Origin of the sequence: Novosphingobium sp. 17-62-19 (assembly GCF_002256775.1) — a bacterium.
Taxonomy (GTDB): Bacteria; Pseudomonadota; Alphaproteobacteria; order Sphingomonadales; family Sphingomonadaceae; genus Novosphingobium.
The window spans coordinates 1-24,801 of sequence record NZ_NCII01000017.1; the positions used below are offsets into that span (position 1 = coordinate 1).

Genomic DNA, 24,801 nt, shown 5'->3' on the forward strand with positions numbered 1-24,801 from the left:
TGCGTGATATAATCCGGGGGCAGGAATCACCACTTTTTGCCGTTCGCCATCCGTTCGCGCCTAGCGTACGTAAAACTCACTTTCGTGTAGTGACCCCTGATAGATCGGCTGACCTGCAGCGGCCGCTTCGGCGAAAGCCGCGGCTGCAGGCTCCAGCGTGTTGGCGAGCGAGGGGGCAGGAGACAGCGCCAGCACTGCGCTGGAGGTTACAGCGGCGATAAAGGCAGATTTGATCATGACATGGTTCCTTTCAAGTCGATCACGATTAGATCGTGTGCGATATAAATAGCTGAATGATTCGAACTGTCAACCCTTGCGATTTAATCGTGTGCGATTTATATTGGGGCATGACCGACACACCCCTTTCCCAAACCAATCCGTTGGACCAGTTTCTGTGTTTTTCCGTCTATGCAGCGGGCCTGGCGTTCAACCGCGTCTATAAGCCGCTGCTGGATCGCTTTGGCATCACCTATCCGCAGTACATCGCCCTAGCGGCACTGCGCGGCAAGGACGGCCAGACCGTCAGCGAACTGGGCGAAAAGCTGTTTCTCGAATCGAACACGCTAACCCCACTGGTCAAACGGCTGGAGGCGGCTGGTTTGGTTTCGCGAACCCGTGACAAGCAGGATGAACGGGTAGTCCGTCTGAGCCTGACCGAGGCTGGTCGAGGCATTGCAGACGAGGCGCTCGGTTGTGTGCCCGCCGACGTTCTTCAGGCGACCGGGATGGATCACGTTACGCTGGGAAAGCTCAACGACGAAATGGTCAAGTTGGGCACGGTCCTTCGAAGCAATGCTGGCCGGACAAAGTGACCAGCTACCTGTGTAGCTGCGCGATGGCTCGGACTGCGGTGCAGTATCACACTGAAGTGCTCTGTTTTCGGCTGGATTTCGGTGTAGTGAACCTGCGTCTCTGCATCATGATGAGCCTGCATAGCCATCTGCCGGCCTGATTCTGAAGTTGCTTCCAAGGCATTCGATCTGCCGGATTTGAAGCGCCTTGTTGTCCGGTGATTCCACACTTAATGGCTGATTTTCATGGTTTTCGGAACATCCGAAGGCTAGGGTGCTGATAGAAAAAGATGGAACGAGGTTTTCGTGCCATCTGCCAGAAGGAGCATAGCGGCCACGTAATGGCACTTCCATTGACGCTCTACCTGCTTGTTTTTTTGCCATTCATCGCCGCGCTGCTCATCGCGATTGGCAGCGGTAAGGGGCGTGCCCTGCATAGCGGAATCGCGGCTGCGGGAAGTGCGTTGGGGCTGGCAATCGTGTTTGCAATGGCTGGCCGTGTGCTGGGTGGCGAGGTGCCGACGGTATCAGCGCCGTGGGTGCCCACTCTCGGCCTTGATTTTTCGCTGATGATCGATCCGCTCGGGCTGATGTTTGCCGTGATGATCCTTGGCATCGGGCTGCTGGTGGTGATCTTCGGGCACTTTTATCTGAGCCCAACCGAGGCCACAGGGCGGTTTTTTGCCAGCCTGATGTTGTTCCAGGGCGCAATGCTGGGAATTGTCGTGGCGGGCAATGTTCTGCTGCTGCTGGTGTTTTGGGAACTGACCAGCCTTTCCTCCTTCCTGCTGATCGGATTCTGGAAACACAAAGCCGAAGCGCGCCAAGGCGCGCGCATGGCGCTGGCGGTTACCGGCGGCGGTGGTCTGGTGTTGATTGCCGGGATGGTGCTGCTCGGCTCGGTCGCTGGATCGTTCGACTTAATGACCATTTTGCAGCGCGGCGATGTTGTTCAGGCCTCGCCACTTTATCCAGTCATCCTGATCCTGATCCTGATAGGATGCTTTACCAAATCGGCGCAGTTTCCGTTCCATTTCTGGTTGCCGCACGCGATGGCTGCGCCAACCCCGGTCAGTGCCTATCTGCATTCGGCCACGATGGTGAAGGCGGGCATATTTCTGCTGGCGCGGCTGTGGCCAGTCCTCGCCGGGACCGGGCTTTATACGATGACCGTCACAAGCGTTGGCCTGATTACCATGCTGTTCGGGGCTTGGGTGGCGCTGTTCCGGCATGATCTGAAAAGCATTCTGGCCTATTCGACGATCAGCCAATTGGGCCTGCTGGTTATGCTGTTGGGCTTTTCAGCCAAAATGGCGGTCGTCGGGGCTGTGCTGCACATCATAAACCATGCGGCGTTCAAGGCAGCGCTGTTCATGTCGGCAGGGATTGTCGATCACGAGGCAGGCACGCGCGATATCCGCAAGCTGGGTGGACTTGCCAAAGTCATGCCGATCACGGCCCTTGTTGCAACGATTGCAGGGGCATCCATGGCCGGATTGCCGCCGCTGGGTGGCTTCATCTCAAAAGAGATGATGCTGGATGAGACGCTGCATGTCAGCTTGTTCACGATACCTTGGCTGGTGCCGGTTGTGGCAACAGTCGCTGCGACCTTGTCGGTAGCGTATTCGTTTCGGCTCGTGGCCCACCTGTTCTTTGGCAAACCGCGCGATTTGCAGGCTCATGATAAAGCGCATGATCCCGGCTTGGGCATGTGGGCCTCGCCTGCCTTTCTGGTGGCAGTCGCAGTGTTGCTCGGCCTGATCCCGATGACACTTGCGGGGCCATTGGTTTCTGCTGTTGTTGAGGCAGTGACAGGTGAGGCATCACCGCCACTCGGGTTCGCATTGTGGCACGGCATCAACCCGGCGCTGGGCATGAGTGTGGCAGCTGTGGCAATCGGTACAGCATTGGTGTGGCGGCATGCAGGTCTGCAGCGTGCTTATGACGGCCTACGCCATGTCGATGCCAAAACGCTGTTCGATCGCGCGATGGCCCTTACCGACAGGCGCATTCGCAAGCTGATCGTGGCTGTGCACACGCCTTCGCTGCAACGCATGTTGCTGGCGACCTTTGCGGCAATCGTGGTGTTGATTATTGATGGCGCAGCAATGGGCGGCGGAAGGCTGACCGGTCCACGCGCGGGCCTTCCGGCTTCGACAATTGCAGTTGTGGCGTGGGGTCTGCTGATCGCAGCGACGCTGGCTGTGGTCCTGGCGCAGCGCCAGCGCTTCCTCGTGCTCATTTTCGTCAGCGTGATCGGTCTGGTCATTGCTCTGGCCTTCGTTCACCTGTCCGCACCCGATCTTGCGTTGACCCAGATTTCGGTCGAGGTGGTGACGATCCTGCTGCTGTTGCTCGCGCTCAACCTTTTGCCCAAAACGCCTGTGCAATTGTCGAGCAATACAAGGCGTATTCGCGATGGCGTGCTGGCGATTTTGGGCGGCTTGGGAGTCGGCGGTGCAGCGTGGGCGATGCTGACGCGCAATCCCAACAATCCCATTTCCAGCTATCATATCGCCAACAGCTATACCGGCGGGGGTGGCACCAATATCGTCAACGTGACACTGGTTGATTTCCGCGCCTTTGACACGCTGGGTGAGATCATCGTGCTGGGAATTGCAGGCCTTGCGATTTATGCAATGCTCGATACGACCGAGCGGGGCGCTGCCGGAGCACGGCTGCGGGCGTGGCAAGAAGACATGCCGCATTCGCCCGAGCGCCACCCTTTGATGTTCGTGATGGCAACGCGCATATTGCTGCCGTTGGTGCTGGCGGTGGGGATTTTCATTTTCCTGCGCGGCCACAACCAACCCGGCGGAGGTTTCATCGCGGCGCTGGTAATTGCGATCGCCTTTCTGCTGCAATATCTGGCGTCGGGTTTTGATTGGACCGATGCGCGGCGCAAGGTGGGCGAGCATATGCTGATCGCATCGGGCGTGCTTGTTGCAGTGGCAACGGGGCTTGGCTCGCTGCTGTTCGGTGCCAATTTCCTGACGAGTTCGTTCGGCTATTTTGATGTGCCGTTCATCGGCGAGGTTGAACTGGCGACTGCCATGCTGTTCGATGTCGGAGTGCTTTTGGTGGTATTTGGCGCTGTGATGCAAGCTTTGGCGCAGCTTAGCCAAATTGCGCAGCGTGCTGCACGGTCGCATGTCGCCCGGACCAATATACAACAAGGGGATGAATCATGACCCTTGAGCTTCTTTTTGCCACCGCCATCGGCGTTTTGGTCGCGGGGGGTATCTACCTTTCATTGCGCGGCCGAACATTCCAGGTTGTGCTTGGCCTCACGCTGTTTTCCTACGCCGTGAACTTGTTCCTGTTCGCGTCTGGCAGATTGACGATTGATCGCGCACCGATCCTGTCAAAAGCCGCAAGCAGCTATGCCGACCCGCTGCCCCAGGCTCTGGTACTGACGGCCATCGTCATCACGTTTGGCATGACCGCTTTCGCCGTAGTTCTGGCTCTGCGGAGCTTTCTTGAAAGTGGCAGCGATCAAGTCGATGGGGATGACGCTGCTTGCGATCGCCACGCGAAACCATCCGTAACGTCTGAGCCGAGCGAATGAGTTTTGCCGCGCATCTTGCCATCGCGCCGGTCGTCATTCCAGCGCTTGCAGCACCGTTGGCATTGCTATCAATGCGGCGGCGGCGGCGCTTGGGGGTCGGGATTGGTTTTGCCTCCTGCTCACTAATGCTGGTCGTAGCATTGCTGCTGCTGAACGCCGCCAGTGATGGCACGATCCGCACTTACGAAGTGGGCGAATGGCCTGCGCCGTTCGGCATTGTTCTGGTCGTTGACCGACTTTCGGCGATCATGCTGACGTTGGTGGCAAGCCTGTCGCTCATCGCATTGCTTCATGCAGTGGTAACGCGCACCGATCGCAAAGGCTGGCATTTTCACTCGCTGTTCCAGTTTCAAATCATGGGGTTGAACGGTGCATTTCTAACAGGCGATCTGTTCAACCTTTTCGTATTCTTCGAGGTGCTGCTGATCGCATCTTACGGTCTCATGCTGCACGGACAGGGGCCTGCACGGCTGAAGGCCGGTGTGCAGTACGTGATCGTCAATATCGTGGGTTCTTCGCTGTTCCTCATCGCGCTCGGTTTGCTCTATGCGCTTACCGGCACGCTCAACATGGCAGATATGGGGCTGCGCGTGGCGGCCATTGGCCCCGACGATCAAGGTTTGTTGCGCGTTGCAGCATTGCTCGTCGTCAGCGTCTTTGCACTGAAGGCTGCGATTGTGCCGCTGCATATGTGGTTGCCGCGGACGTATGCCGTTTCAACTCCCGCCGTTGCGGCGCTGTTTGCGATCATGACCAAGGTGGGTGTCTACTCGCTCATACGCGTCGTTCCGCAAATCTTTGGCGATGATGCTGGCGCAGCGGCTTGGGTTCCTGCACCCTACCTTTTGCCCGCTGCCATGCTGACGGCGATTGTCGGGTTTTCAGGCGTATTTGTCGCCCGTGAACTGTCCGAGCAGGCCGCTTATGCGGTGATCGGATCGACCGGAACGCTGATGATCGCGGTGGCTGGTTGGCAGGAGGATACGCTGGGCGCGGCGATCTACTATCTGGTTCACTCCACCTTTGCTGGTGCAGCCTTGTTTTTGGTGGCCGATGTCGTCGCCCGGCGCCGGTTGAGTTTTTCCGATGGCGCTACACCGGGACCTCTGTTCCAGCATCGCCAGGGGATAGCGCTGCTGTTCATGGCCGCTGCCATTGCGGCCACGGGCCTGCCGCCTCTTTCGGGCTTCATTGGCAAACTGCTGATCCTGCAATCCGTGGCTGATGCGCCGGGATGGCACTGGGCGTGGGGTACAATTTTGGCCACCACCTTGATCGCCGTCATCGGCTTTGCTCGTACCGGCAGCGCGATTTTCTGGAATGAAGCCAGAATCGAAAGCAGCGACCTTTCTCCGCGCTTCTCAAAGTCGGATCTGGCTGCACCGATCATCACGATCGCGCTGCTGGCCGCCCTGTCGGCGGGCGCAGGCCCAGCTACGGAATATGGCCGCTCTGCCGCTGTGCAAGTGATGGATCGTGCCGCAGCGGCGCGCGCCGTGCTGGGGGAGCATTGATATGCGCCGCCTGATTCCGCACCCCGGCTTGTCTGTCTTGCTGATCGTCGTCTGGCTACTGATGGCCAATGCCATTACCGTAGGTGGCTTGGTCGTCGGAATTGTCATTGGCATTTTGCTGCCGATTTTCACCGGCCCGTTTTGGCCGGGCAGGCCAGGCGTCAACTATCGTACGGGGATCGCCTACATTTTCGTTGTTCTGTGGGACATCGTCATTGCCAACTTCGAGGTTGCAGCGATCATCCTGTTCCGCCGCAATCGCGACCTTAAGCCGGCGTGGCTGGTGATTCCGATGGAGCTTGAAACGCCTGAGGCGATCACAGTTTTTGCCGGTACGATCAGCCTCACACCGGGCACGGTTTCAGCCGATGTATCGTCTTGTGGAAACTATCTGCTGGTCCACGCGCTCCATGCACCTGATCCGGCCGCAGAGATTGCCCGCATAAAATCGCGCTATGAAACCCGACTGAAAGGGGTTTTCAAATGATCCAATATGCAGTCTTGTACGGATTCTTTTGTCTGGCGCTTGCGCTCTGCCTCAATCTTTGGCGCCTGTTGAAGGGGCCATCTTTTGGCGATCGCATCGTGGCGATGGATACGATGGTGATCAATGCCATCGCCGTGATTGTCCTGATTGGCATCTCTACTGCAAGCGCCACCTATTACGAAGCCGCGCTGCTTCTGGCGATGGTCGGATTCATCGGCACCGTTGCCTATTGCAAGTTCCTGCTGCGCGGGGACATTGTTGAATGACCGCGTTTGCCATTTTGCCTGACATTGCGATCAGCGTCATGATCGTGATCGGTGCGACCTTTGCGCTGATCGGCAGCTGGGGCATGGTCAGACTGCCAAGCCTGATGGAGCGGTTGCACGGGCCAACCAAGGCCACGACGCTGGGTCTAGGTGGAATGCTGGTTGGATCGATCCTGTTCTTCCATCTGGCGGAAGGAGAATGGGCTCTGCACGAACTGCTGATCTCCCTGTTCCTGTTTGTAACCGCGCCAATATCTGCAAACATGATCGCAAAAGTGCATTTGCATCAGTTGCGCGTGAAGCCGGAGGGCGGCGTGCTGGACAGCATCGGGCCTGCTGGAATTCCACCTCTCCCATCTGACCAAAGCAGTTGGGCCACGTATGAGGCCCCGGCCCCAGAGTCCGCCGCCGCGACATCGGAAGCATAAACCAGGCTTCGTCGATAAAGGGCGAACCCGGTAGGACAGCGACAATACCGGAACGGCATATGTTATCGGCGGAGGCGCGATCCCGACCGTGTGAGGGATGCGCGCCGCTCGATCATTCGGCCTCGGGGCGAAGTTCGGTAGCGATCTCCCAGCCACCGATATGGTGGTAGACGGCATCGCGCAGCGCCCGGATGTCCGCGTTGAGATCACCCAAAGCTGCAGGTGATTGGCCCGACGCAGTCAATAATGTGTCACCGAGGCAACCTGCCTGCGAGCGGATGGCCTTCCCGATATCGGTCAACCGCACGACGACCTGTCGTTCGTTGGACGGATTGCGGGCGCGCTGGACCATGCCCGCCGCCTCAAGGCGCTTGAGCAGTGGAGTCAATGTGCTCGATTCCAGCGCCAGTTGCTCGGCAATGCGGCCCACTGTCTGGGCGTCTTCGCGCCATAGTACGTTGAGGACCAGATACTGTGGGTAGGTCAGACCAAGGCTGTCAAGCAGTGGCTTGTATGCCCGCTGGATGGCCATCCCCGCAGAGTAGATCGCGTAGCAAAGCTGGTCATCAAGCGGGACTGGGGGGTTGGCATCAGTCATCAGGGCACTCCTTCCGGGCGCAATATAGCAACCATATCGGAAAAACACATATCGCGATAATTATTTGCTGGACACACTGTCAACACCCAGCTACTCAAAGCATATCGCAATAACCATTATGGCAATAAAGGAAATAACCATGAACATTCTTTATCGAACCGAAGCAAGCGCAACCGGTGGCCGGACGGGCCATGCCGCCACCACTGACGGCTCTTTCGCAGTCAATCTGGCCACGCCAAAGGCACTCGGCGGCGCAGGCGGCGAAGGAACCAATCCTGAACAGCTGTTCGCCGCAGGGTATTCGGCATGTTTTCTGGGTGCGCTGAAGTTCGTAGCTGGGCAGCGCAAAGTGAAGCTTCCCGAATCCGCCAGCGTCACCGCGTCGGTCGGCATCGGTCCGCGCGATGACGGTCAGGGATTTGGTCTTGCTGTGGCTCTTTCCGTCTCGCTTCCGGGGATCGATCCGGTGGTCGGTCAGCAGCTTGTCGATCAGGCGCACATCGTTTGCCCCTATTCGCACGCCACCCGCGGCAATCTCGACATCCGTCCCGTGCTCGCCGCCTGAACCGGCGCAACCGCTCCGATTACAACGAAAGGAACACCGCCATGTTCGCCACTTTTCGCACGCTCGTCACTGCGGTTGCGGCGGCGTCACTCGCCGTCCCTGCCATCGCGCAAACCGCCAGCCATGTCGGCCACTCGGTCGCCGAACAATCGGTGCGCAATGTTGTTTTGGTCCATGGCGCCTTTGCCGACGGGGCGGGATGGCGCGGCGTTTACGACGAGTTGACCAGCCGCGGCTATCGCGTGACGATCGTCCAGAACCCGCTTACCTCGCTTGCCGATGATGTCGCGGCCACCAAACGCGCAATTGCCCGGCAGGATGGGCCTGTCATCCTTGTCGGCCACAGTTGGGGCGGAACTGTTATCACAGAATCGGGTGACGACCCTCAGGTCGCAGGCCTCGTTTACGTGTCAGCGCTTTCGCCCGACGCTGGCGAAACGACTGCGCAGCAGTATCAAGGCTTCACCACCCCGCCTGAATTCGTGCTCGACATCCAAGGCGATGGCTTCGGCTTCATTCAAGCCGATAAGTTCAAGGCCGGGTTTGCTGCAGACGCTACCGACCGCGACGCCGCCTTCATGCGCGACGCCCAGGTGCCGATCGCCATGTCGGCCTTCGAAACGAAGCTTGAGCACGCCGCATGGCGCAGCAAGCCAAGCTGGGCAGTGATCGCAACCGAGGACAAGGCGTTTGACCTTCGTATGCTGCGCGCGATGGCGGCGCGGATCGGTGCAAGGGTCACCGAGGTGCCTGCCAGCCATGCGGTCTTCATGACCCAGCCCAAAGTGGTCGCCGATACAATCGATCAGGCTGCGCAGAGCATTTCGTCGGGCACTTCGCGATAATCCAACGGCATCCTGTCCTTTCCCTTGCCGGGGCAGGGTGCCACCTTCGTCCGTTCACCGCAGCATCGCAACCAAGGAGCCCGTCATGCCGCCTCTCACTGCCTGGTCATCGGCCTTGATCGCGGCCCTCGTCGGATTTGGCGGCACCGTGGCGCTCGTGGTGCAGGCGATGCAGATGCTCGGTGCGACCGTCGAGCAAACTGGCTCCGCTGTGACGGCCTTATGCCTGGGGATTGCGGTGACCGGCGCCGCTTTGTCCTTTTTCCTTCGCGTGCCGGTGGTGCTGGCTTGGTCAACCCCCGGCGCGGCTTTGCTTGCAGCCACCGCACCCGGCCTTTCCTGGCCTGTTGTCACGGGCATCTTCCTGTCGTCGGGATTGATGATGATCGTGCTCGGCTGCATCCCGGCGCTCGGGCGCCTGATCGAGCGCATCCCGCCAGCCATTGCGTCAGCGATGCTCGCTGGCGTGCTGCTGCCCTTTTGCCTCGAACTGTTCCGTGCCGCACGAATCGATCCAGTGATCGTTCTGCTTCTGCTTACGATTTTCGTGGTAGGCCGCAGCCGCTTTCCTACGCATACGCTGCTGCTGGTCCTGGCGGCCGGCTTTGCCGCGACGCTGATGCGCGGCGATCTGGCTACGACGCCAACCGGTGCGACTTTTGGCACGTTTGCGCTGGTTGCCCCTGCGTTCGATGCCAAAGCGATCCTGAGCATTGCCCTTCCGCTGTTTCTCGTCACTCTCGTATCGCAAAATCTGCCCGGCCTGATCGTGCTGCGCGCGGCTGGCTTTGAGCCCAAGGCCAGCCCCCTGCTTATGGGCACCGGAATTGCCAGTGTCGCAGTGGCACCCTTTGGAGGCCATGCGATCAATCTCGCCGCCATCACGGCCGCAATCTGCACGGGTGATGATACGCAACTGGAACGTGAACGGCGGTGGGTTGTGGGCATCGTCTATGCAGGGGTCTATCTGCTGCTGGCGCTGTTCTCGCCTTTGCTGGTGCGATTGTTCCTCGCGCTGCCGCCGCCGGTCATTGCCACATTGACGGGCCTTGCCCTCGTTCCCTCGCTCACGGCGGCGTTGGATAGTGCGCTGGGTTCGCGCGACCACCGCGATTCCGCGATGCTGACATTTCTGGCGACGGGCTCGGGTCTGGCCCTGTTCGGCCTGGGTTCCGCCTTCTGGGGGCCATTGGCCGGATTCGGTACGCTCGCACTCCGACGCATCCTGAACCGCCTCACCTGAGCCTGCCCTGCCACTTTCCACCGCCGAATATTGCACCCTTGTGACCAAAATCTAGATTTGATGATTATGATTAAATTGATAGATATGATACTTAGATGTTCTGCATCTCAAATTGCATTCACCGGTTGCTCCATGCCTGCGGCTGATGTGCGCAACCGCCCCCGACAGTCTGCAAGCCGCAATCATTCCAGATAGAAGGACACGACGATGACAACTGATGCCCTCCCCCATCAAGATCCGGGATTTGCGCTGCGCGCCGCCGAAAATCAGGTGCGGCTCAATGGCGATATCAAGCGCACCTATGACTTCATCGTCTGCGGTGCGGGCTCTTCCGGCTCGGTCATTGCCCGCCGCCTTGCTGAAAATCCTGCGGTCGATGTCCTGCTGATCGAGGCCGGGGGCAGCGATGAAGCAGAAGCGGTGCTGAACCCCGGCCTGTGGCCGACAAACCTTGGAACTGAGCGAGACTGGGGCTTCCAGGCCGAACCAAACCCCCATCTGAATGGCCGCGAACTGTCGATGGCCATGGGCAAGGGGCTCGGCGGCGGCTCAAGTATCAATGTCATGGTCTGGGCGCGGGGCCATAAGGCTGATTGGGATCACTTTGCGTCCGAAGCAGGCGATGATCGTTGGGGCTATGCATCGGTGCTCGACATCTACCGCCAGATTGAAAACTGGCAGGGCGCGCCCGACCCGCACTACCGGGGCACGGGTGGGCCGGTTTGGGTACAGCCAGCGCACGACCCAAGCCCGCTGGCGAAAGCCCTGCTTGGTGCGGCGCGCGATCTGGGCATTCCGACGTTCGCAAATCCCAACGGCGCAATGATGGAGAGCCAAGGCGGTGCCGCCATGACCGATATGCTGGTCCGCGACGGTCGGCGCCATTCGTTGTACCGGGCCTATGTTCATCCTTTGACAGACCGTTCCAATCTGACGGTCATGACCCGCGCGCTCGCCCGCCGCGTCCATTTTGATGGGCGCCGCGCGATCGGCCTGGAGGTCGAAAGAGACGGACGCATCTTCTCGGTTGGCGCGCGCCACGAGGTCGTCTTGTCAGCGGGTGCCATCAACACGCCCAAGCTTCTGATGCTGTCAGGCATCGGCGACCGCGCCGAGCTTGAACAGCATTCCATACCCGTGGTGCAGCATCTGCCCGGCGTCGGACGCAACTTGCAGGATCACGTGTCCTTCGGGTGCATGTGGGAACTCGGCGAACCTCTGGCACCGCGCAACAGCGGTAGCGAAGCGAAGCTCTACTGGAAGAGCCGCCCCGATCTTGTTTCGCCCGATCTGCTGTTCTGCCAGGTCGAATTCCCCGTGCCGAGCGAGCGAACCGCCGCGATCGGGGTGCCCGAGAACGGATGGACGATGTTCGCGGGGCTTGCGCAGCCCAAGAGCCGCGGGCGCCTGTTTCTGCGCGATACGGATCCGGCAAAGGCGCTCGCCATCGACGCAAACATGCTGTCCAACCCCGAAGACCTTGAGGCCGCGCGCGCCTGCGTCAAGCTCTGCCGCGACTTGGGCAACGGCGATGCGTTCAAGCCCTTCGTCAAGCGCGAGGTCATGCCGAAAGACCGTGATGCCGAGGGGCTCGATGCCTTCATCCGAGATTCTGCAGTCACCTATTGGCACCAGTGCGGCACGGCGAAGATGGGGCAGGACGATATGTCGGTCGTCGATGCATCGCTGGCGGTCTACGGTATCGAGGGCCTCAGGGTTGCAGACGGATCGATCATGCCGCGGGTGACCACCGGTAATACGCAGGCACCGTGCGCCATCATCGGTGAACAGGCTGCGATGCGCATCAGCGCCAAGCACGGCCTTTGACGTCAATCACTCCAGTTCCCGTTGGCCGACGTGGTCCGGCCAACGGGAAAATTGCCGACCAGATGGCTGGTTGCCACGATGCGTGAACGGCGTGTCGGAACCCGTGGAAAGGCCCTCAACCGATTCGGCGAGTCACCCGATCATGTTCCATGCGCCACCGCCTAAGCGGCTTTTGGTATAATTCGATTTTCTTCGAAGTATCGATTGACCCATCCACCCAGAGTGTTATTTCGATATTTCGCGAAAGGTGGTGTAATGAGCGAGCTTGAACCGCAGGACTGGGCCGTCGATGCTCTTGGCGCGTTGGCGCATGAGACGCGGTTGGCCGCATTCCGCCTGCTGGTGAAGGCCGGGCCTGAAGGCATGATCGCTGGCGCTATCGCCGAACATCTCGTCGTGCCGCCTTCCACCCTGTCGCACCATCTGGCCACGCTGGAGCGCGCCGGGCTGGTCCAGTCCGAAAGGGAAAGCCGCCTGATCCACTATCGCACCGATTTTGCCGGAATGCGCCGTTTGCTGGCGTTCCTGATGCAGGATTGCTGCCAGGGCGCGCCCGAAATGTGTGCCGATCTGCTCGGCACCATAACCTGCACCCCTGCGTGAACCCCGCTGCATGACCCCTCGCTACGGAGCGCCAAGCATGACCGATATCGTGATCTACCATAACCCCGAATGCGGAACGTCGCGCAATGCGCTGGCGATAATCCGCAACGCCGGGATCGAACCGCACGTGGTGGAATATCTGAAAACGCCGCCATCGCGCGCCTTGCTGGAAAGCCTGATCGAACGCGCTGCCATGACGCCGCGTGCGCTGCTGCGGGAAAAGGGCACGCCCTTTGCCGATCTCGGTCTGGACAATCCCGATCTGACCGATGCTGAACTGATCGATGCGATGATGGCGCACCCCATCCTGATCAACCGCCCGCTGGTGGTCTCGCCACTCGGCGTAAAGCTGTGCCGTCCTTCGGAAGAAGTGCTCGATCTGATCCCGGCAGCACAGCGCGGAGCCTTCGCCAAGGAAGACGGCGAGCAGGTGGTGGATGCCGCCGGAAACCGCGTGACAGGCTCGTGATGAACGCCCCCGCAAAGCGCGAACGTCTGTCGTTCCTCGACCGCTATCTCACTTTGTGGATATTCCTCGCGATGGCGCTTGGCGTCGGGCTGGCTTCGGCTTTCGATTGGCTGCCTGCGGCCATCGACAGCCTGTCATGGGGCAGCACCAACATTCCCATCGCCATCGGGCTGATCCTGATGATGTACCCGCCGCTTGCGCGGGTCCGCTATGATGAACTGCCGCGCGTGTTTGAAGACAAGCGCGTGCTGGCGATCTCGCTGATCCAGAACTGGATCATCGGTCCGGTACTGATGTTTGCGCTGGCCGTCATCTTCCTGAGTGACAGGCCCGAATACATGACCGGGCTGATCCTGATCGGCCTTGCCCGCTGCATCGCCATGGTCATCGTCTGGAACCAGCTGGCCAAGGGTGACAACCAGTATGTTGCTGCACTTGTGGCATTCAATTCGATCTTCCAGATCCTGTTTTTCAGCCTCTATGCGTGGTTTTTCCTCTCGTTCCTGCCGCCGTTGTTCGGCCTGGAAGGTAGCGTCATTGATGTCAGCTTCTGGACGATTGCCGAGGCCGTGCTGATCTATCTCGGTATCCCGTTCCTTGCGGGGTTTCTCACCCGCAAATGGCTGGCAAAAGCCAAGGGTGATGAGTGGTACGAGCGGACCTTCCTGCCGAAAATCGGCCCGATCACGCTTGTTGCATTGCTATTCACTATCGTTGCGATGTTCAGCCTGAAGGGCAACGAAATCGTCACGCTGCCGGGGGACGCCATCCGCATCGCCATCCCGCTGACGATCTACTTCGTGGTCCAGTTCAGCATCAGCTTCTTCATGGGCAAGCTGATTGCCAGCGATTATCCGCGCACCACCGCCGTGGCCTTCACCGCTGCTGGCAACAATTTTGAACTGGCGATTGCGGTGGCCATTGCAGCCTTCGGCCTTGCCTCGCCGGTGGCCTTCGCCGCCGTGATTGGCCCACTGGTAGAAGTGCCGGTGCTGATCCTCTTGGTCAACGTTGCCTTCTGGTTCGGGCGGCGCTGGTTTCCCGATACGGTTCCGGCGGACACCCGCGCATGAATTCCGCCGATTTCACGCGCCTGCGCACGCTGACCGATGCCAGCCATCTGCCCGCGCTGAAGACCGAATACGCGCATCGCAAACCCGCCATCGGGTTGGGTGCGCTCGATCCGCCGCCGCGTGTCCTGCTGCTTTATGGCTCCTTGCGGGAACGGTCGTTCTCGCGCCTTGCGGTGGAGGAATCCGCCCGCCTTCTGCAGTTCTTCGGGTGCGAAACGCGCATTTTCGATCCGTTCGATCTGCCTTTGCCCGATCAGATCAGTGGTGACAATCATCCCGCCGTGCATGAACTGCGCGAACATTCGCTCTGGTCAGAGGCTCAAGTCTGGTGCAGCCCCGAACGCCACGGCCAGATCACCGGGATCATGAAGGCGCAGATCGATCACCTGCCGCTTGCGTACAAGGGCCTTCGTCCCACACAAGGGCGCGCGCTTGCGGTCATGCAGGTCTGTGCCGGGTCGCAATCGTTCAACAGCGTCAACACCTTGCGCATCCTTGGGCGATGGATGCGGATGTTCACGATCCCCAACCAGTCGTCCGTAGCGAAAGCCTACGACGAGTTCGACGAAGCCGGGCGGATGAAACCGTCAAGCTACTATGACCGTATCGTCGATGTGATGGAGGAACTGGTGCGCTTCACCGTGCTGCTGCGGCCCCACGCCGATCAGCTGGTCGATCGCTATTCCGAGCGTAAGGACCGCAACGAGCCTGTCGATACGCCGGTGGAAGCAGCAGGCATCGCTCAATCAATGACGAGGTAGTATCCCGCCGCGTTGCTCGATGAATTGCTCAGCACGATCTCGAACCGGCCACTGAACAGCGGAGTCCAGCTGCATTCGCGGCTGCGGGCCTTGGCGGGGGGGCAGACCGGCTTGGCCTCGCGATCAAGCACCGTGAAATCCAGTGGGGCCTTGTCCGGCGTGGCCACAGCCACCCTTGCCGCACGACCGCCATCGAACAGCTGCGGCAGGCGCACCGTGGCGCCGGGGTTGAGTTTCCCGGCCTTGTATGCGGGGCCAAGCACACGGCCACGATAGGGCGGCGTATCGGGCATTTCGGCCTGCGTGCGCCATTGCGCTACCGGATCGGTGGAGCCTTCAACCGGCTTTGCACCCATCGCATCCAGCGTGGCGATCAGCGTGCCAAGGCGCTTTGGCTGGCCCTGCGCTGCATCGGCTTGTGCCAGCAATTGTGCTACTGCCTCGGCGCGCTCGGTTGCTGGGGGAAGCGACCGCTCCGCCGATGCCGACGTGCCCGCCATGCAGCCGCCCAGCATCGCGGCAAGCGTGAACAGCGCGATCGGCTTCATCGTCATGGTGCAGGCTCCAGAATGAATTGTGCGCCGGTTGGTCCATCGCCCAGCCGCAGCAGCAGGCCGTGGCGATGCGCAATGGCGCGGGACAGCGCAAGGCCAAGGCCGTGGCCGGGTTTGTCGGCGGGCAGGGTGGCGCGGGCAAAGCGCTGGAAGATGCGCTCATGCTGGTCGCGCGGGATGCCGGGGCCGTCATCTTCCACCGTCATGCGCGGGCCGGGGGAAAGCGTCAGCCGCACATGCCCGCCTTCGGGCACATACTTGATCGCATTGTCGAGCAGGTTTGAAACGAGCCGCGTGATCTGCATTCGCTCGCCCAGTATCCTGATACCCGGCGCGATGGCGGTTTCGAAAATAAGCCCGCTCTCCTCCGCGCTCGCCTCGTACAGCTCGGCCAGCCCTGTCAGCAACTCGCTCAGGTCCAGCTCTGCCAGCCCCGCCAGATCGCCCCTGCGGCTTTCGGCAGAGGCAATGTCGAGCAGCGAATCGAGCATCGTGGCAATCCCGCGAATATCCTCGCGCGCATGGGCCAGCGGGCCGCCCGGCGGTTCGGGCCGCTCCTTCATCACCGCGCCCAGCCGGTTGTCCAGATGCATCAGCGGGGTGCGAATCTCGTGCGCCACGTGTTCGGAAACCTGCTTGTAGGCTTTCAGCAATTGCGCCTGCCGCGCCAGAAGCCGCGTGCCGTGGCCCGCCATCTCGTCAATCTCGTCCCCGCCGCGCTGGCGTGCGGGAAAGCTGGCGGCACGACCATCGGCAGCGGCTCCCAGCGCGGCGTTCACCGCGTTCATGCGCCGGGCCAGATGCCGCGCGGTGATCCACGCCACCAGCGCCACTGCCCCCACAATCGCCGCCCCTACACCCAGGAACGCAGCGGACAGCACGAACAGCGCCGCACGATCCCGCTGATATTCCCGCGCCACCAGCAGTTGCAGATCAGGCGCCAGCATGGCCCCTTGCGCATAGACCGGCGTGCCATCGGCCAGCGTGACGAAGCCCTGTTCGGACCGGGCGGCATTGATCTGGGGCCAGCGCGGCTGATCGCCCGCCAGCGGCCTGCCCGACGCATCGGCCAGCAGATAGTGCGAACTGCGCGTCTCAAGGCTGACCACCGCCTGCCGGTCTGCCACGCGGCGCAGCAGTTCCTCACGCCCGCCCGTGGCATAGATGTCGATCAGCCCGGCCATGTCGGTGGAAACTGTGGCGGAAAGCGAGGCGCGCGTCTGGCGCTGCACGGTGATCGTGGTCACCGCAAACAGCACGACCACCGCGATCACCGCAATCAGGATGGCCGCGGCGGTGAACTGCCCGAAGATCGAGCGCTTGCCGCGCCGCACGGGTCGCGCTGCCGTCATTCCCCTCTCGTCAGCCGGTATCCCGCGCCCCAGATGGTTTCCAGCGCGGGCGTGGCAAAGCCATCCTCCAGCTTGCGCCGCAGCCGCCCGATATTCACATCCACCACGTTGGTCTGCGGATCGAAGTTCATGTTCCACACATCGCGCAACAGCATTTCACGCGTCACCGTTTCGCCCGCATTCTCCATGAAATAGCGGAACAGCGCAAATTCGCGTGGGGACAGGGGAATGTGTTTGCCTCCACGGAACCCGGTGCGCGCCTTAACATGGCATTCGAACGCGCCGTAGATGATCACCGCGCCGTGGACCGCGCCCGCCGCGCGCCGGTGCAAAGCCCGCACCCGCGCTACCAGTTCCTGCGGCTCGTATGGCTTGGCCAGATAATCATCCACCCCGGCATCCAGACCCTCGATCCGGTTCTCGCTGCGTCCCAGTGCGCTCAGCATCAGTACCGGCGTGCCCACGCCCGCCGCGCGCAGCCGCGATACGATGGTCAAGCCATCAAGGTCGGGCAGCATCCGGTCAAGGATGATCACGTCGAACGGTTCGGCCCCGGCCCGTTGCAAACCGGCAGTGCCCGTTTGCTCCCACGCCAGCCGGTCCCCATCGGCGCAGACCAGCGCCTGCACCGCGCCTGCCGCACGCGGATCGTCCTCTACATAGAGGATGTTCAGATTGCCCATCAGCCTCGCACCCCGGCGTGATCCATTCCGCAGACCAGTCCGTCCGACGTGATCTATTCACGCCGGACGGTGGTCTTGCAACAGCTCAGTTTCGTTTGAAAATCAGCGCATGTCCTCAACCGAGACCCAGCCTTTTGTGCCGAAGCTGTCACTGACCTCGATCAAAAGACCCGTGCGCTTGCCGGTGGGGGTGAGAGCGGTTCCGGCGCGCACGGTGCGGAGCGTTGCAGACTTGGTATCGGCCGCAGCGAACATCTTGGTGTCGATGGCGGTAACGGCCGAAGCCGATGCGGCAGGCGCAGCAGGAGCGGCTGCCGGAACCATCGAGGCCAGCGCCGGGCCTTGCGCCGAAACGCCATTGAACGCCTTGACGAAGGCCTCGATCAGCATCTGCCCATCCTTGCTCCCGGCATAGGCCGCGCCGGTCGCGCCATTGGCCACAGCGCCGATCGTGCCGCCAGCGTTGCCGAACGAGATCGAGGTCTTTTTCACCTCGCCCGAACCCTGCGCCACGGTCTGCCCGCTGGCCGGGCTGATCAGGCGGATGCCTGCGGCCACGACCTTTTTCTTGCCGCCAAAGCCACCGAACATGCCCAGCATTGCCCCGCCGCCGGGCAGGCCGCGCATCAATCCGCTGGCCGCGCCTGATCGGACAAGGCCTTCCATCGCCACGCCCTTGGCGGTCTCGATGGACTTGTCGACCTCTTCCTTGTCGCCTGCAATCACGTTCATCAGAAAGGTGGCAGGCTTGCCGCTGGCCGGATCATGCAGGGTAAAGCACCCGGATTCGCGCGCCATCGCGGCAATCAATTCACGCGGAGAGCTAAGGCCATATTTGGTCCACCCCTGCGTATCGCCATCCACCAGCGCAACCGACCCGATGGCCTTGTCGCACTTGTTCAGCGAAACCGGTGGTTCCTTGTCAGCCGCTTGGGCTGCAATCGGAAAACCGCCCAGCAAGCCTGCCGCAAGGGCGATTGATGCGATGAACCTTGTCTTGCGAAACATGACCGACACCCCTCGATAAACCTGCCGCATCGTGTTGGCGGCTACGGGGTGACAATGCGCTCGTGCGGGACTGACTCCCACACAACAGTCCTGTCATGGCCATGACAATGGCTGTTAGAATTGCGGGGGCAGCACCGGCCACCCCCGCATCTCATCAAAACGCGATGCTCAGCGATCCGCGCACCGAATAGTCCACGGTGCCCTGGATCTGTTCGGCCCCGCCTGCCAGCTGCCAGGTGTAGTCCATGCCGCCCAGCAGAACGCGCGCTTCGGCGGTCCAGCCAGATTGCATGGCATCGGGTGTCAGTCGGAACTGGTCGCCATCTTCAAAGTTCGCCACCGTATCGCCCAGCTTCCCGGCCAGCCGCGAACGATAGCCGCCTTCCAGTTCGACCGTCAGCGGGCGGGCGTCGGGGGTGATGTCGCCCGCGCTCCACGATGCGGTCATGCTTCCGGTGCCGGTCAGCACGCTCGACGTGCGCTTGGCTACTTCCAGATAGATCGCGTCCGATCCGCTTTCGGTATAGCCGTTCTCGCTCAGGCGGAAGTAATCGAACTTGGCCATCGGGCGCAGCGAAAGCCCGCTGCCCAGATCCAGCTTGTAGGATGCGCCGCCCTGTCCGCCCGCGGTCCAGCCCTTCCAGCTGCCATTGGCCGCATAGGACAGCGCAGCACCATTCACCGCACCGGTGAAGTTGCGTGTGGAACTGAGCGAGACGCGCCCGACCGATGCCTTGGCATAGGCATAGAACGGTCCGCTCGCCATGCGCCAGAATGCGCCCAGCTCATAGTTGCTGGCGTCGGTGGTCTGGAAATCGCCAGTCGCAATATCGCCCTTGGTATAGGCGAACGACAGGCCCAGATTGCCGATCCCGGTGTGCCGTTCAAAGCCAGTGGAAATGCCCCACCCCGATACCTTGAAGCCCGCGGTGCCGGTCTCGTCCTTGCTGCCCCGAAAGTACATCGGCTCCAGCCAGCCGCCCGCATTGCTGATGCTGAACAATGAACTGTCATCCATCAGGTGCCGCGATGCCAGACGTGCGCTGCGGGTGACAAAGTCGAACACGCCGCCTGCGTAATCAGGCAACAACTGATCGAACTGGCCTTGCAATCCGGCCACATTTTCGACCTGCAACAGGCTGCTGCCAAGGAATTCCGTGGCCGTCGCCTGCGCATAGATTGCTTCATATGCCGCCGATTGCGGTGCCGTCAGCCCCAGTTCCTGCGCGGTCTTGCGCGATACGTCGAGCACCAGCGTCTCGCCCACCACGCTCACATCGCCGTTGAACAGCACCGGCAGTTCGGTGGTCGTGGCATCGAACGTGGGCGTGCCTTCCAGCGACCCAGCGGTCAGGATGGTATAGCTGCCCTCGGCCTTCTCCAGTGACGAGATCGTGGCCGAAACCTTCGATCCGCTGGCGAAAGTGGCCGTGTTCACCACAATCTGCGAAGCGGTGCCTTTCTCGCCGTCGATATAGACATTCAGCGCGCCGCCCGAATTCACCGTAAGGCTGTCAAAGCTCAGCGTCGCGGCCGAACCTGCGCCAAAACTGCCGCCGTTGACGATCACGTCAAGGTTGCCCGCATTGCTCACAGTGCCGGTAAAGCGAGACGTTCCCCCCAGTGTCAGCGTGCCCAGATTGCCTGCAAGGTCCACATTGCCTTCGAAGAACGAAGTGCCCGCCATGCCCATGGTGGCGGTGCCAGCACCAAAGTTGATGTCCCCGCGATAGCCGCTGTCGCCCGAAAGCAGCACGGAATCGTTGCCCGCACCCAGAAAGCTGTCGCCGATGATCCGCCCGGTGGCAACGTCGAGCACATCGTTGCCGCTGCCGGTGTGGATGTCGCCGGTGATCGCGGCATAGATCGTCGGATTGCTGGCGTCATAGCCCGCTGCCGCCTGCTCGGCGGTCTGTGCGGCCTTGTCGATGTCGTTGAGGTACTGCTTTATCGTTACGCCGGCCGTGTTGGCAGTGGCGTCGATGGCGCGCAGATCGTCACCGCTCGATCCGGTAACGGTGATGAAGCCGGTGTTGTTGATCGTGCCAAGCGTGCCCGATTTGTCATGGATGGCATAAGCCGCGCCTTCGCCCGGTGACGAAATTACGGCGCGAATCGTCCCGCTGTTCGAAAGGCTGGGCACAACAGAGCCCTGGTTGATCAGGATCGCGGTCGCGCGTTCGTCCACGGTGGTCGCGGTCACCGTTCCCGAAACGCCAATGCCATTGGCCATCGTCACTGCGCCACCCTGTCCGCCGATCACCACGGCAAAGGCATCGGTGTTGCTGTAAACGCTGCTCGCCGTGATCGTGCCATCTATGCCTAGCGAGAACTCGCCATCGCGCGCCTTGACCTTGCCGATGACGATGTCGTTCGCTCCGCCCACCAGCAGCGCAGGGCTGTTGCCGACTGACGAGATCGCGCCGATGGCTTCCGAAGCATCGGCAACCCCGTCGCCATCCTCGTCGGTGCTTGTGCTGCTCCGGTCATAAGGTGGCGCATCCAACAGGATGCCGCCCGCAACACTGCCCGAAACCTCGACTGCCGCCTTGCCCGATCGCAGCGCCGTGCGCGAAAGCGCCTGCGTGGTGCCGCCATCCGTGGTGTAGGACGATGCTTGCGCCACCGTGCCCTGTATCCGCACAGTGCCGCCCACATTTCCGCCGACCACCACAGCCTGTGCGCCTTCGCCCACCACGCTGACCGTGCCTTCAACGGTCACGTTGCCGGTCACGCCCTTGGTGGCAATGCCTATGCTGTTGTCGCCGATCACGTTGATCGTGCCGGTGTTCGAAACATTGCCGACAAGGTCGGACTTCACCGCGATGCCGCCTGAATTGAGGCCATCGACCTTGATCGTGCCGCTGTTGGTGATCGATCCCGTCGTCGTCGCGCCGCTGCCGACAAGGATGCCATATCGGTTGGATGCCGAAGCGATAGGGCCGTCGGCAATGCCGTTGCTGTCGGTATCGGCGGCGGTGAACGTCTCGGTAACGGTGATCGTTCCGGCATTGCTGATCGTGGTGCTGCGGCCCGGTTCAACCACAATTCCGGCGTCCCCGGTCTTGCCGCCGGTATTGGTGATCGCGCCGCCCGAAGCCACCGTCACGGTGTTGTTCGAATCCACCGTCGCCGCCGTTCCGCCATTGGCCAGAAGGATCGTGCCGCCGCTGGCGATGGTCACATTCCCTGCGGTCGATGTCCTGACCGGCGTGGTCTGGCTGGTGCTGATGGTCGTATCCGCCAGCGCCGCCTGCGGCACCAGCAGGGCGAGCGCGGCAGGCGCTCCAGCCAGCGTGGCAAGGAAAGTGGTGCTGCGAAGATGGTCCATAAACCCCTCATCCATTCAGGAAAAGCTGGCCCACGCCGGGGTGCGGTCGGCGCGGGCCATTCAGTGTGCGACCCGCAAAAGGACTCTTGCGGGGTGTTCGACAGGTTGGAGGTGGTCCGGCTGTGCGCCGGTAGTCCGGCCTCCGCAGCGTCTAACGGGGGTTCGGGCGCAACCCTTCGCCAGCATTGCGAAAATTCCTGGAAGCGGCGCAAATGGTTCCCGTAAATCCGTCGTTCACGTGGGAACCGGCAGGCAACTCCGCGCAGCCCGCAAAAAGGCATTGGTGCAAAACGGCAGGTTTCCTTGACGTTCTACGGCGACGTTCGATCAGAAGTTTTGGCGGGCGATGATGGCCTGCTGGAATCGGCTGACCCGATCCACCGCAAAGCGCTCGACGACGCAGCGCTGATGCGCGAAGTGGCCACGGGCTCGGTCGAAGCCTTCTCGATCCTCGTTGAACGCCATTCGCCCGCGCTCTATCGCGTCGCCATGCGCATGTTGTCCGATGCGGCAGAGGCCGAGGACGTGACGCAGGACTGCTTCACGCGCCTGTGGCAAAACGCGCCGCGCTGGCAGCCGAGCGGGGCCGGCTTGGTCGGCTGGCTCCACCGCGTCACGATGAACCTGTGCTTCGATCGCAAGCGCCGCTTCCGTGTGGTGACAGTCGATGAACTTCCCGATCCGGCGGACGATACGCCGCTGGCCGACCGGCGAATCGAGGCAGAGCAAGCGTCGGAGGCGGTAGGCGCAGCACTGGCCGACTTGCCGGAGCGCTATCGTGCCGCGCTAGTGCTCTGTTATTACGAAGGTTTTTCAAACGCCCTTGCAGCGCAGGTGCTTGATCTCAATATCAAGGCCATGGAATCGCTTCTGTTCAGAGCGCGTCGGCAGATGCGTGGGCTTCTTGAGGCGCGCGATGTTTCGTACGCCGATCTTGAGGCGCAGGCCTGATGGCGCGCAAGGTTCCCGCCTCGCCCGCGCAGACCGAAGCCGCGCTCGATGCTGCCCTTGCCCGCGCCCCGCGTCCCGCGCTGCCGCCGGGCCTTGCCGCGCGGATCGTGGCGCAGGCCACTGCGCAGCCGCAGTTCGCGCCGGAGTCGGTCGCTCCGACCGCGCAGGTCGTGTCTTTCACTCCGGTAGCGGCGGTCCGCAAGCCTGCTCCACCGCGCAACCGGCGTCTGATTTTCGGCGGCGGCTTCGCTGCGCTGGCGGCGAGTCTGGTTGCGGTCGTGGTCATTGGTCAGCAGACCACCCCAGCCCCCAATCTGCCGAAAAGCGCAGAAATTGCTGTGAGTCCTGAAGTGCACCAAAATGCACCTAAAGCGCACCAAGCTGCACCAACCCCGCAACTGGCCGCCGCAACGCCCCCGTCCAGCGCCCCTGCGCGCACCGAAAAAGCCGTGGTGCAAATCGCGCCCGAAGCGCCGCAAATCGATCCCGCTCCGGTGCAGATCGAAGCCCCCCAACTCGCCACTTCAGGAGAGCGCCCACCGCGCGATGTGGCAGGCCCGAATGTCGATCCATCACCCGCCCCCCGCGTGGTTCCCAACGGTGGGTTGATGGGGCCGCCCGCGCCGCAGCAGGGCTGGGCCTTCACCGGCGGCGCGCCGGGCAACACGACACTGCCAAGCGGCCAGTCTTTGCCGAGCCAGACCACCGGCACCATGCCGCCGCCATCGTGTCGCCCGGCGGGCATCCGTAACAGGCCTGTAAACCGCAGGAAAACCCGGCTATAGGCCCGGAAATGCAACATAAACCCATCCTCGTGCTGACCACCGGCGGCACCATCGACAAAGCCTATTTCGACGCGCTGAGCGAATATCAGATCGTCGAATCCGGCATCCCCGCGCTGATCGCGCAGGCGCGCGTGGCCCTGCCGTTCCGGGTGATGGAACTGATGCGCAAGGACAGCCTCGAACTCACCGACGCTGACCGCGCGCTGATCGCCGCCGCCGTGCGCGAGGCACCGGAAACCCGCGTCGTCATCACGCATGGCACTGATACCATGACAGAAACTGCCAAGGCGCTGGCCGACATCCCCGGCAAGACGACGGTCCTCACCGGCGCACTTTCCCCCGCCCGCTTCGCCGAAACCGACGCCCCCTTCAACCTCGGCATGGCCTTCGCCACCGCGCAAGTCGCCGCGCCGGGCGTGTGGATCGCGATGAGCGGGCAGGTGTTTGATGGGTTGAAAGTGCGCAAGGACCGCGCGGCGGGGAAGTTTGTGGCTCTAACTGATTAATTATCGGAGAGTTGATCGTCCAGTAGTTGTGCAAGATATGCCTCAAGTTCGCTCACATCAAGATTCCCATTGTCCCACGCGCGATCGGCTGCTTGCAGTGCAAAGTAATATGGCTCTCTATTTTCTCTTATTCTTTCTGGAACAATTTTATTTCCTCGTAAAAGTCCTCCATATTTCGCGCAGAGTAAATAATAGCAGACTGCACGAGATTTCCCTCGATAAATGGGTGAATCCAGTTGAGCCGCCAAAGGCCATAGGCAGCCATTTGCGTAGGAGATAGATTCTCCCAGTTCTCATGAATAAATGAGATAAACCTATCCATTAAGTCGGGAACATCTTTAAAATGCGGTGGAATATGATTTCCCACGTAGATAGGTTCTTCACGAAAACGACCGCCAAATTGCGATATATTTGCTACCGCAACATGATTGAGAGCCCAGAGAACGTATTTATCTAATGAAAATGGCCCTTGTTTGACGCCAATTTCAACACAATTCGCCAAAAGGTCGTATTGCCTAACTAAATTGCGTTCAAGCAATCGCGCGTAGAGTTCTGGATCTTGTTTTTCGAGTACAATCATACAAAAAATGCCC

The 24,801-nt window shown here is 61.2% G+C and carries 26 protein-coding genes; 18 read left to right on the forward strand and 8 right to left on the reverse strand.

What is annotated here, in order from left to right:
- Positions 1-60 precede the first annotated feature (60 nt).
- Positions 61-237 carry a hypothetical protein gene (locus tag B7X90_RS04585; RefSeq protein ID WP_292622173.1) on the reverse strand — a complete coding sequence of 59 codons (177 nt, stop codon included), beginning with the start codon at positions 235-237 and terminating at the stop codon, positions 61-63.
- Between the two features lie 110 nt (positions 238-347).
- On the opposite strand from B7X90_RS04585, the gene B7X90_RS04590 reads away from it, so the two are divergent.
- The 7 genes from B7X90_RS04590 (at position 348) to B7X90_RS04620 (ending at position 7,054) form a co-directional block, all read left to right on the forward strand.
- Positions 348-812 carry a MarR family transcriptional regulator gene (locus B7X90_RS04590; protein ID WP_292622175.1) on the forward strand — a complete coding sequence of 155 codons (465 nt, stop codon included), beginning with the start codon at positions 348-350 and terminating at the stop codon, positions 810-812.
- Between the two features lie 320 nt (positions 813-1,132).
- The gene (locus B7X90_RS04595; RefSeq protein WP_292622177.1) at positions 1,133-3,982 is read left to right on the forward strand and encodes a monovalent cation/H+ antiporter subunit A; all 2,850 of its coding nucleotides are present in this window, start codon (positions 1,133-1,135) and stop codon (positions 3,980-3,982) included.
- Positions 3,979-4,359 (forward strand): Na+/H+ antiporter subunit C, encoded by a 381-nt coding sequence (locus B7X90_RS04600; RefSeq protein WP_292622179.1) that lies wholly within the window; start codon positions 3,979-3,981, stop codon positions 4,357-4,359. The genes B7X90_RS04595 and B7X90_RS04600 overlap by 4 nt, the downstream gene beginning before the upstream one ends.
- Positions 4,356-5,873, forward strand: coding sequence for a monovalent cation/H+ antiporter subunit D (locus tag B7X90_RS04605; RefSeq protein WP_292622182.1), 1,518 nt, complete (start codon positions 4,356-4,358; stop codon positions 5,871-5,873). Before B7X90_RS04600 ends, B7X90_RS04605 begins: the two co-directional genes overlap by 4 nt.
- 37 nt (positions 5,874-5,910) lie before the next feature.
- A complete protein-coding gene (locus B7X90_RS04610; RefSeq protein ID WP_292622183.1) occupies positions 5,911-6,360 on the forward strand; it encodes a Na+/H+ antiporter subunit E in 450 nt (149 codons plus the stop codon).
- Positions 6,357-6,626 (forward strand): K+/H+ antiporter subunit F, encoded by a 270-nt coding sequence (locus tag B7X90_RS04615; RefSeq protein ID WP_292622185.1) that lies wholly within the window; start codon positions 6,357-6,359, stop codon positions 6,624-6,626. The genes B7X90_RS04610 and B7X90_RS04615 overlap by 4 nt, the downstream gene beginning before the upstream one ends.
- Positions 6,623-7,054, forward strand: coding sequence for a Na+/H+ antiporter subunit G (locus tag B7X90_RS04620; protein WP_292622187.1), 432 nt, complete (start codon positions 6,623-6,625; stop codon positions 7,052-7,054). The genes B7X90_RS04615 and B7X90_RS04620 overlap by 4 nt, the downstream gene beginning before the upstream one ends.
- 112 nt (positions 7,055-7,166) lie before the next feature.
- On the opposite strand, the gene B7X90_RS04625 is transcribed toward B7X90_RS04620, so the two are convergent.
- Positions 7,167-7,652 (reverse strand): MarR family transcriptional regulator, encoded by a 486-nt coding sequence (locus B7X90_RS04625; protein ID WP_292622189.1) that lies wholly within the window; start codon positions 7,650-7,652, stop codon positions 7,167-7,169.
- A gap of 133 nt (positions 7,653-7,785) precedes the next feature.
- On the opposite strand from B7X90_RS04625, the gene B7X90_RS04630 reads away from it, so the two are divergent.
- From B7X90_RS04630 to arsH, 8 genes are all read left to right on the forward strand, one after another.
- Positions 7,786-8,217 carry an organic hydroperoxide resistance protein gene (locus B7X90_RS04630; RefSeq protein WP_292622242.1) on the forward strand — a complete coding sequence of 144 codons (432 nt, stop codon included), beginning with the start codon at positions 7,786-7,788 and terminating at the stop codon, positions 8,215-8,217.
- Between the two features lie 41 nt (positions 8,218-8,258).
- Positions 8,259-9,062 carry an alpha/beta hydrolase gene (locus B7X90_RS04635; RefSeq protein WP_292622190.1) on the forward strand — a complete coding sequence of 268 codons (804 nt, stop codon included), beginning with the start codon at positions 8,259-8,261 and terminating at the stop codon, positions 9,060-9,062.
- Between the two features lie 85 nt (positions 9,063-9,147).
- Complete coding sequence (locus B7X90_RS04640; protein ID WP_292622192.1) at positions 9,148-10,305, forward strand: benzoate/H(+) symporter BenE family transporter; 1,158 nt, start codon at positions 9,148-9,150, stop codon at positions 10,303-10,305.
- A 207-nt stretch (positions 10,306-10,512) separates the two neighbouring features.
- Positions 10,513-12,132: a GMC family oxidoreductase N-terminal domain-containing protein gene (locus B7X90_RS04645; protein WP_292622195.1), complete on the forward strand. Its 1,620-nt coding sequence runs from the start codon at positions 10,513-10,515 to the stop codon at positions 12,130-12,132.
- Between the two features lie 255 nt (positions 12,133-12,387).
- Positions 12,388-12,735: a metalloregulator ArsR/SmtB family transcription factor gene (locus B7X90_RS04650; protein WP_292622197.1), complete on the forward strand. Its 348-nt coding sequence runs from the start codon at positions 12,388-12,390 to the stop codon at positions 12,733-12,735.
- Between the two features lie 37 nt (positions 12,736-12,772).
- The gene (gene arsC, locus B7X90_RS04655; RefSeq protein WP_292622198.1) at positions 12,773-13,204 is read left to right on the forward strand and encodes an arsenate reductase (glutaredoxin); all 432 of its coding nucleotides are present in this window, start codon (positions 12,773-12,775) and stop codon (positions 13,202-13,204) included.
- Positions 13,204-14,277: an ACR3 family arsenite efflux transporter gene (arsB, locus tag B7X90_RS04660; RefSeq protein WP_292622200.1), complete on the forward strand. Its 1,074-nt coding sequence runs from the start codon at positions 13,204-13,206 to the stop codon at positions 14,275-14,277. The genes arsC and arsB overlap by 1 nt, the downstream gene beginning before the upstream one ends.
- Complete coding sequence (gene arsH / locus B7X90_RS04665; protein WP_292622201.1) at positions 14,274-15,038, forward strand: arsenical resistance protein ArsH; 765 nt, start codon at positions 14,274-14,276, stop codon at positions 15,036-15,038. The genes arsB and arsH overlap by 4 nt, the downstream gene beginning before the upstream one ends.
- On the opposite strand, the gene B7X90_RS04670 is transcribed toward arsH, so the two are convergent.
- The 5 genes from B7X90_RS04670 to B7X90_RS04690 all read right to left on the reverse strand — a co-directional run bounded on the left by B7X90_RS04670 (position 15,020) and on the right by B7X90_RS04690 (position 21,966).
- A complete protein-coding gene (locus B7X90_RS04670; RefSeq protein ID WP_292622203.1) occupies positions 15,020-15,592 on the reverse strand; it encodes a hypothetical protein in 573 nt (190 codons plus the stop codon). The genes arsH and B7X90_RS04670 overlap by 19 nt on opposite strands.
- Positions 15,589-16,944, reverse strand: coding sequence for a HAMP domain-containing sensor histidine kinase (locus B7X90_RS04675; protein WP_292622204.1), 1,356 nt, complete (start codon positions 16,942-16,944; stop codon positions 15,589-15,591). The genes B7X90_RS04670 and B7X90_RS04675 overlap by 4 nt, the downstream gene beginning before the upstream one ends.
- Positions 16,941-17,627: a response regulator transcription factor gene (locus B7X90_RS04680; RefSeq protein WP_292622207.1), complete on the reverse strand. Its 687-nt coding sequence runs from the start codon at positions 17,625-17,627 to the stop codon at positions 16,941-16,943. The genes B7X90_RS04675 and B7X90_RS04680 overlap by 4 nt, the downstream gene beginning before the upstream one ends.
- A gap of 102 nt (positions 17,628-17,729) precedes the next feature.
- Entirely contained in the window at positions 17,730-18,635 is a 906-nt protein-coding gene (locus B7X90_RS04685) for an SH3 domain-containing protein (protein ID WP_292622208.1), read from the reverse strand.
- A 154-nt stretch (positions 18,636-18,789) separates the two neighbouring features.
- Entirely contained in the window at positions 18,790-21,966 is a 3,177-nt protein-coding gene (locus tag B7X90_RS04690; RefSeq protein WP_292622210.1) for an autotransporter domain-containing protein, read from the reverse strand.
- A 303-nt stretch (positions 21,967-22,269) separates the two neighbouring features.
- Between B7X90_RS04690 and B7X90_RS04695 the strand changes: the two genes are divergently transcribed.
- From B7X90_RS04695 to B7X90_RS04705, 3 genes are read left to right on the forward strand one after another with little or no spacing between them, the layout of a single operon-like run.
- Complete coding sequence (locus B7X90_RS04695) at positions 22,270-22,917, forward strand: RNA polymerase sigma factor (protein ID WP_292622212.1); 648 nt, start codon at positions 22,270-22,272, stop codon at positions 22,915-22,917.
- A complete protein-coding gene (locus B7X90_RS04700) occupies positions 22,917-23,702 on the forward strand; it encodes a hypothetical protein (protein ID WP_292622213.1) in 786 nt (261 codons plus the stop codon). Before B7X90_RS04695 ends, B7X90_RS04700 begins: the two co-directional genes overlap by 1 nt.
- Before the next feature lie 8 nt (positions 23,703-23,710).
- Positions 23,711-24,208 carry an asparaginase domain-containing protein gene (locus B7X90_RS04705; RefSeq protein WP_292622214.1) on the forward strand — a complete coding sequence of 166 codons (498 nt, stop codon included), beginning with the start codon at positions 23,711-23,713 and terminating at the stop codon, positions 24,206-24,208.
- A gap of 127 nt (positions 24,209-24,335) precedes the next feature.
- On the opposite strand, the gene B7X90_RS04710 is transcribed toward B7X90_RS04705, so the two are convergent.
- Entirely contained in the window at positions 24,336-24,788 is a 453-nt protein-coding gene (locus tag B7X90_RS04710) for a Fic family protein (RefSeq protein ID WP_292622216.1), read from the reverse strand.
- Between the last annotated feature and the right edge of the window lie 13 nt (positions 24,789-24,801).

Coding starts and splice junctions, on each gene's coding strand:
- B7X90_RS04585 (WP_292622173.1), bottom strand. CDS start 237: ATGATCAAATCTGCCTTTATCGCCGCTGTAACCTCCAGCGCAGTGCTG.
- B7X90_RS04590 (WP_292622175.1), top strand. CDS start 348: ATGACCGACACACCCCTTTCCCAAACCAATCCGTTGGACCAGTTTCTG.
- B7X90_RS04595 (WP_292622177.1), top strand. CDS start 1,133: ATGGCACTTCCATTGACGCTCTACCTGCTTGTTTTTTTGCCATTCATC.
- B7X90_RS04600 (WP_292622179.1), top strand. CDS start 3,979: ATGACCCTTGAGCTTCTTTTTGCCACCGCCATCGGCGTTTTGGTCGCG.
- B7X90_RS04605 (WP_292622182.1), top strand. CDS start 4,356: ATGAGTTTTGCCGCGCATCTTGCCATCGCGCCGGTCGTCATTCCAGCG.
- B7X90_RS04615 (WP_292622185.1), top strand. CDS start 6,357: ATGATCCAATATGCAGTCTTGTACGGATTCTTTTGTCTGGCGCTTGCG.
- B7X90_RS04620 (WP_292622187.1), top strand. CDS start 6,623: ATGACCGCGTTTGCCATTTTGCCTGACATTGCGATCAGCGTCATGATC.
- B7X90_RS04625 (WP_292622189.1), bottom strand. CDS start 7,652: ATGACTGATGCCAACCCCCCAGTCCCGCTTGATGACCAGCTTTGCTAC.
- B7X90_RS04635 (WP_292622190.1), top strand. CDS start 8,259: ATGTTCGCCACTTTTCGCACGCTCGTCACTGCGGTTGCGGCGGCGTCA.
- B7X90_RS04640 (WP_292622192.1), top strand. CDS start 9,148: ATGCCGCCTCTCACTGCCTGGTCATCGGCCTTGATCGCGGCCCTCGTC.
- B7X90_RS04645 (WP_292622195.1), top strand. CDS start 10,513: ATGACAACTGATGCCCTCCCCCATCAAGATCCGGGATTTGCGCTGCGC.
- B7X90_RS04650 (WP_292622197.1), top strand. CDS start 12,388: ATGAGCGAGCTTGAACCGCAGGACTGGGCCGTCGATGCTCTTGGCGCG.
- arsC (WP_292622198.1), top strand. CDS start 12,773: ATGACCGATATCGTGATCTACCATAACCCCGAATGCGGAACGTCGCGC.
- arsB (WP_292622200.1), top strand. CDS start 13,204: ATGAACGCCCCCGCAAAGCGCGAACGTCTGTCGTTCCTCGACCGCTAT.
- arsH (WP_292622201.1), top strand. CDS start 14,274: ATGAATTCCGCCGATTTCACGCGCCTGCGCACGCTGACCGATGCCAGC.
- B7X90_RS04670 (WP_292622203.1), bottom strand. CDS start 15,592: ATGACGATGAAGCCGATCGCGCTGTTCACGCTTGCCGCGATGCTGGGC.
- B7X90_RS04675 (WP_292622204.1), bottom strand. CDS start 16,944: ATGACGGCAGCGCGACCCGTGCGGCGCGGCAAGCGCTCGATCTTCGGG.
- B7X90_RS04680 (WP_292622207.1), bottom strand. CDS start 17,627: ATGGGCAATCTGAACATCCTCTATGTAGAGGACGATCCGCGTGCGGCA.
- B7X90_RS04685 (WP_292622208.1), bottom strand. CDS start 18,635: ATGTTTCGCAAGACAAGGTTCATCGCATCAATCGCCCTTGCGGCAGGC.
- B7X90_RS04690 (WP_292622210.1), bottom strand. CDS start 21,966: ATGGACCATCTTCGCAGCACCACTTTCCTTGCCACGCTGGCTGGAGCG.
- B7X90_RS04700 (WP_292622213.1), top strand. CDS start 22,917: ATGGCGCGCAAGGTTCCCGCCTCGCCCGCGCAGACCGAAGCCGCGCTC.
- B7X90_RS04705 (WP_292622214.1), top strand. CDS start 23,711: ATGCAACATAAACCCATCCTCGTGCTGACCACCGGCGGCACCATCGAC.
- B7X90_RS04710 (WP_292622216.1), bottom strand. CDS start 24,788: ATGATTGTACTCGAAAAACAAGATCCAGAACTCTACGCGCGATTGCTT.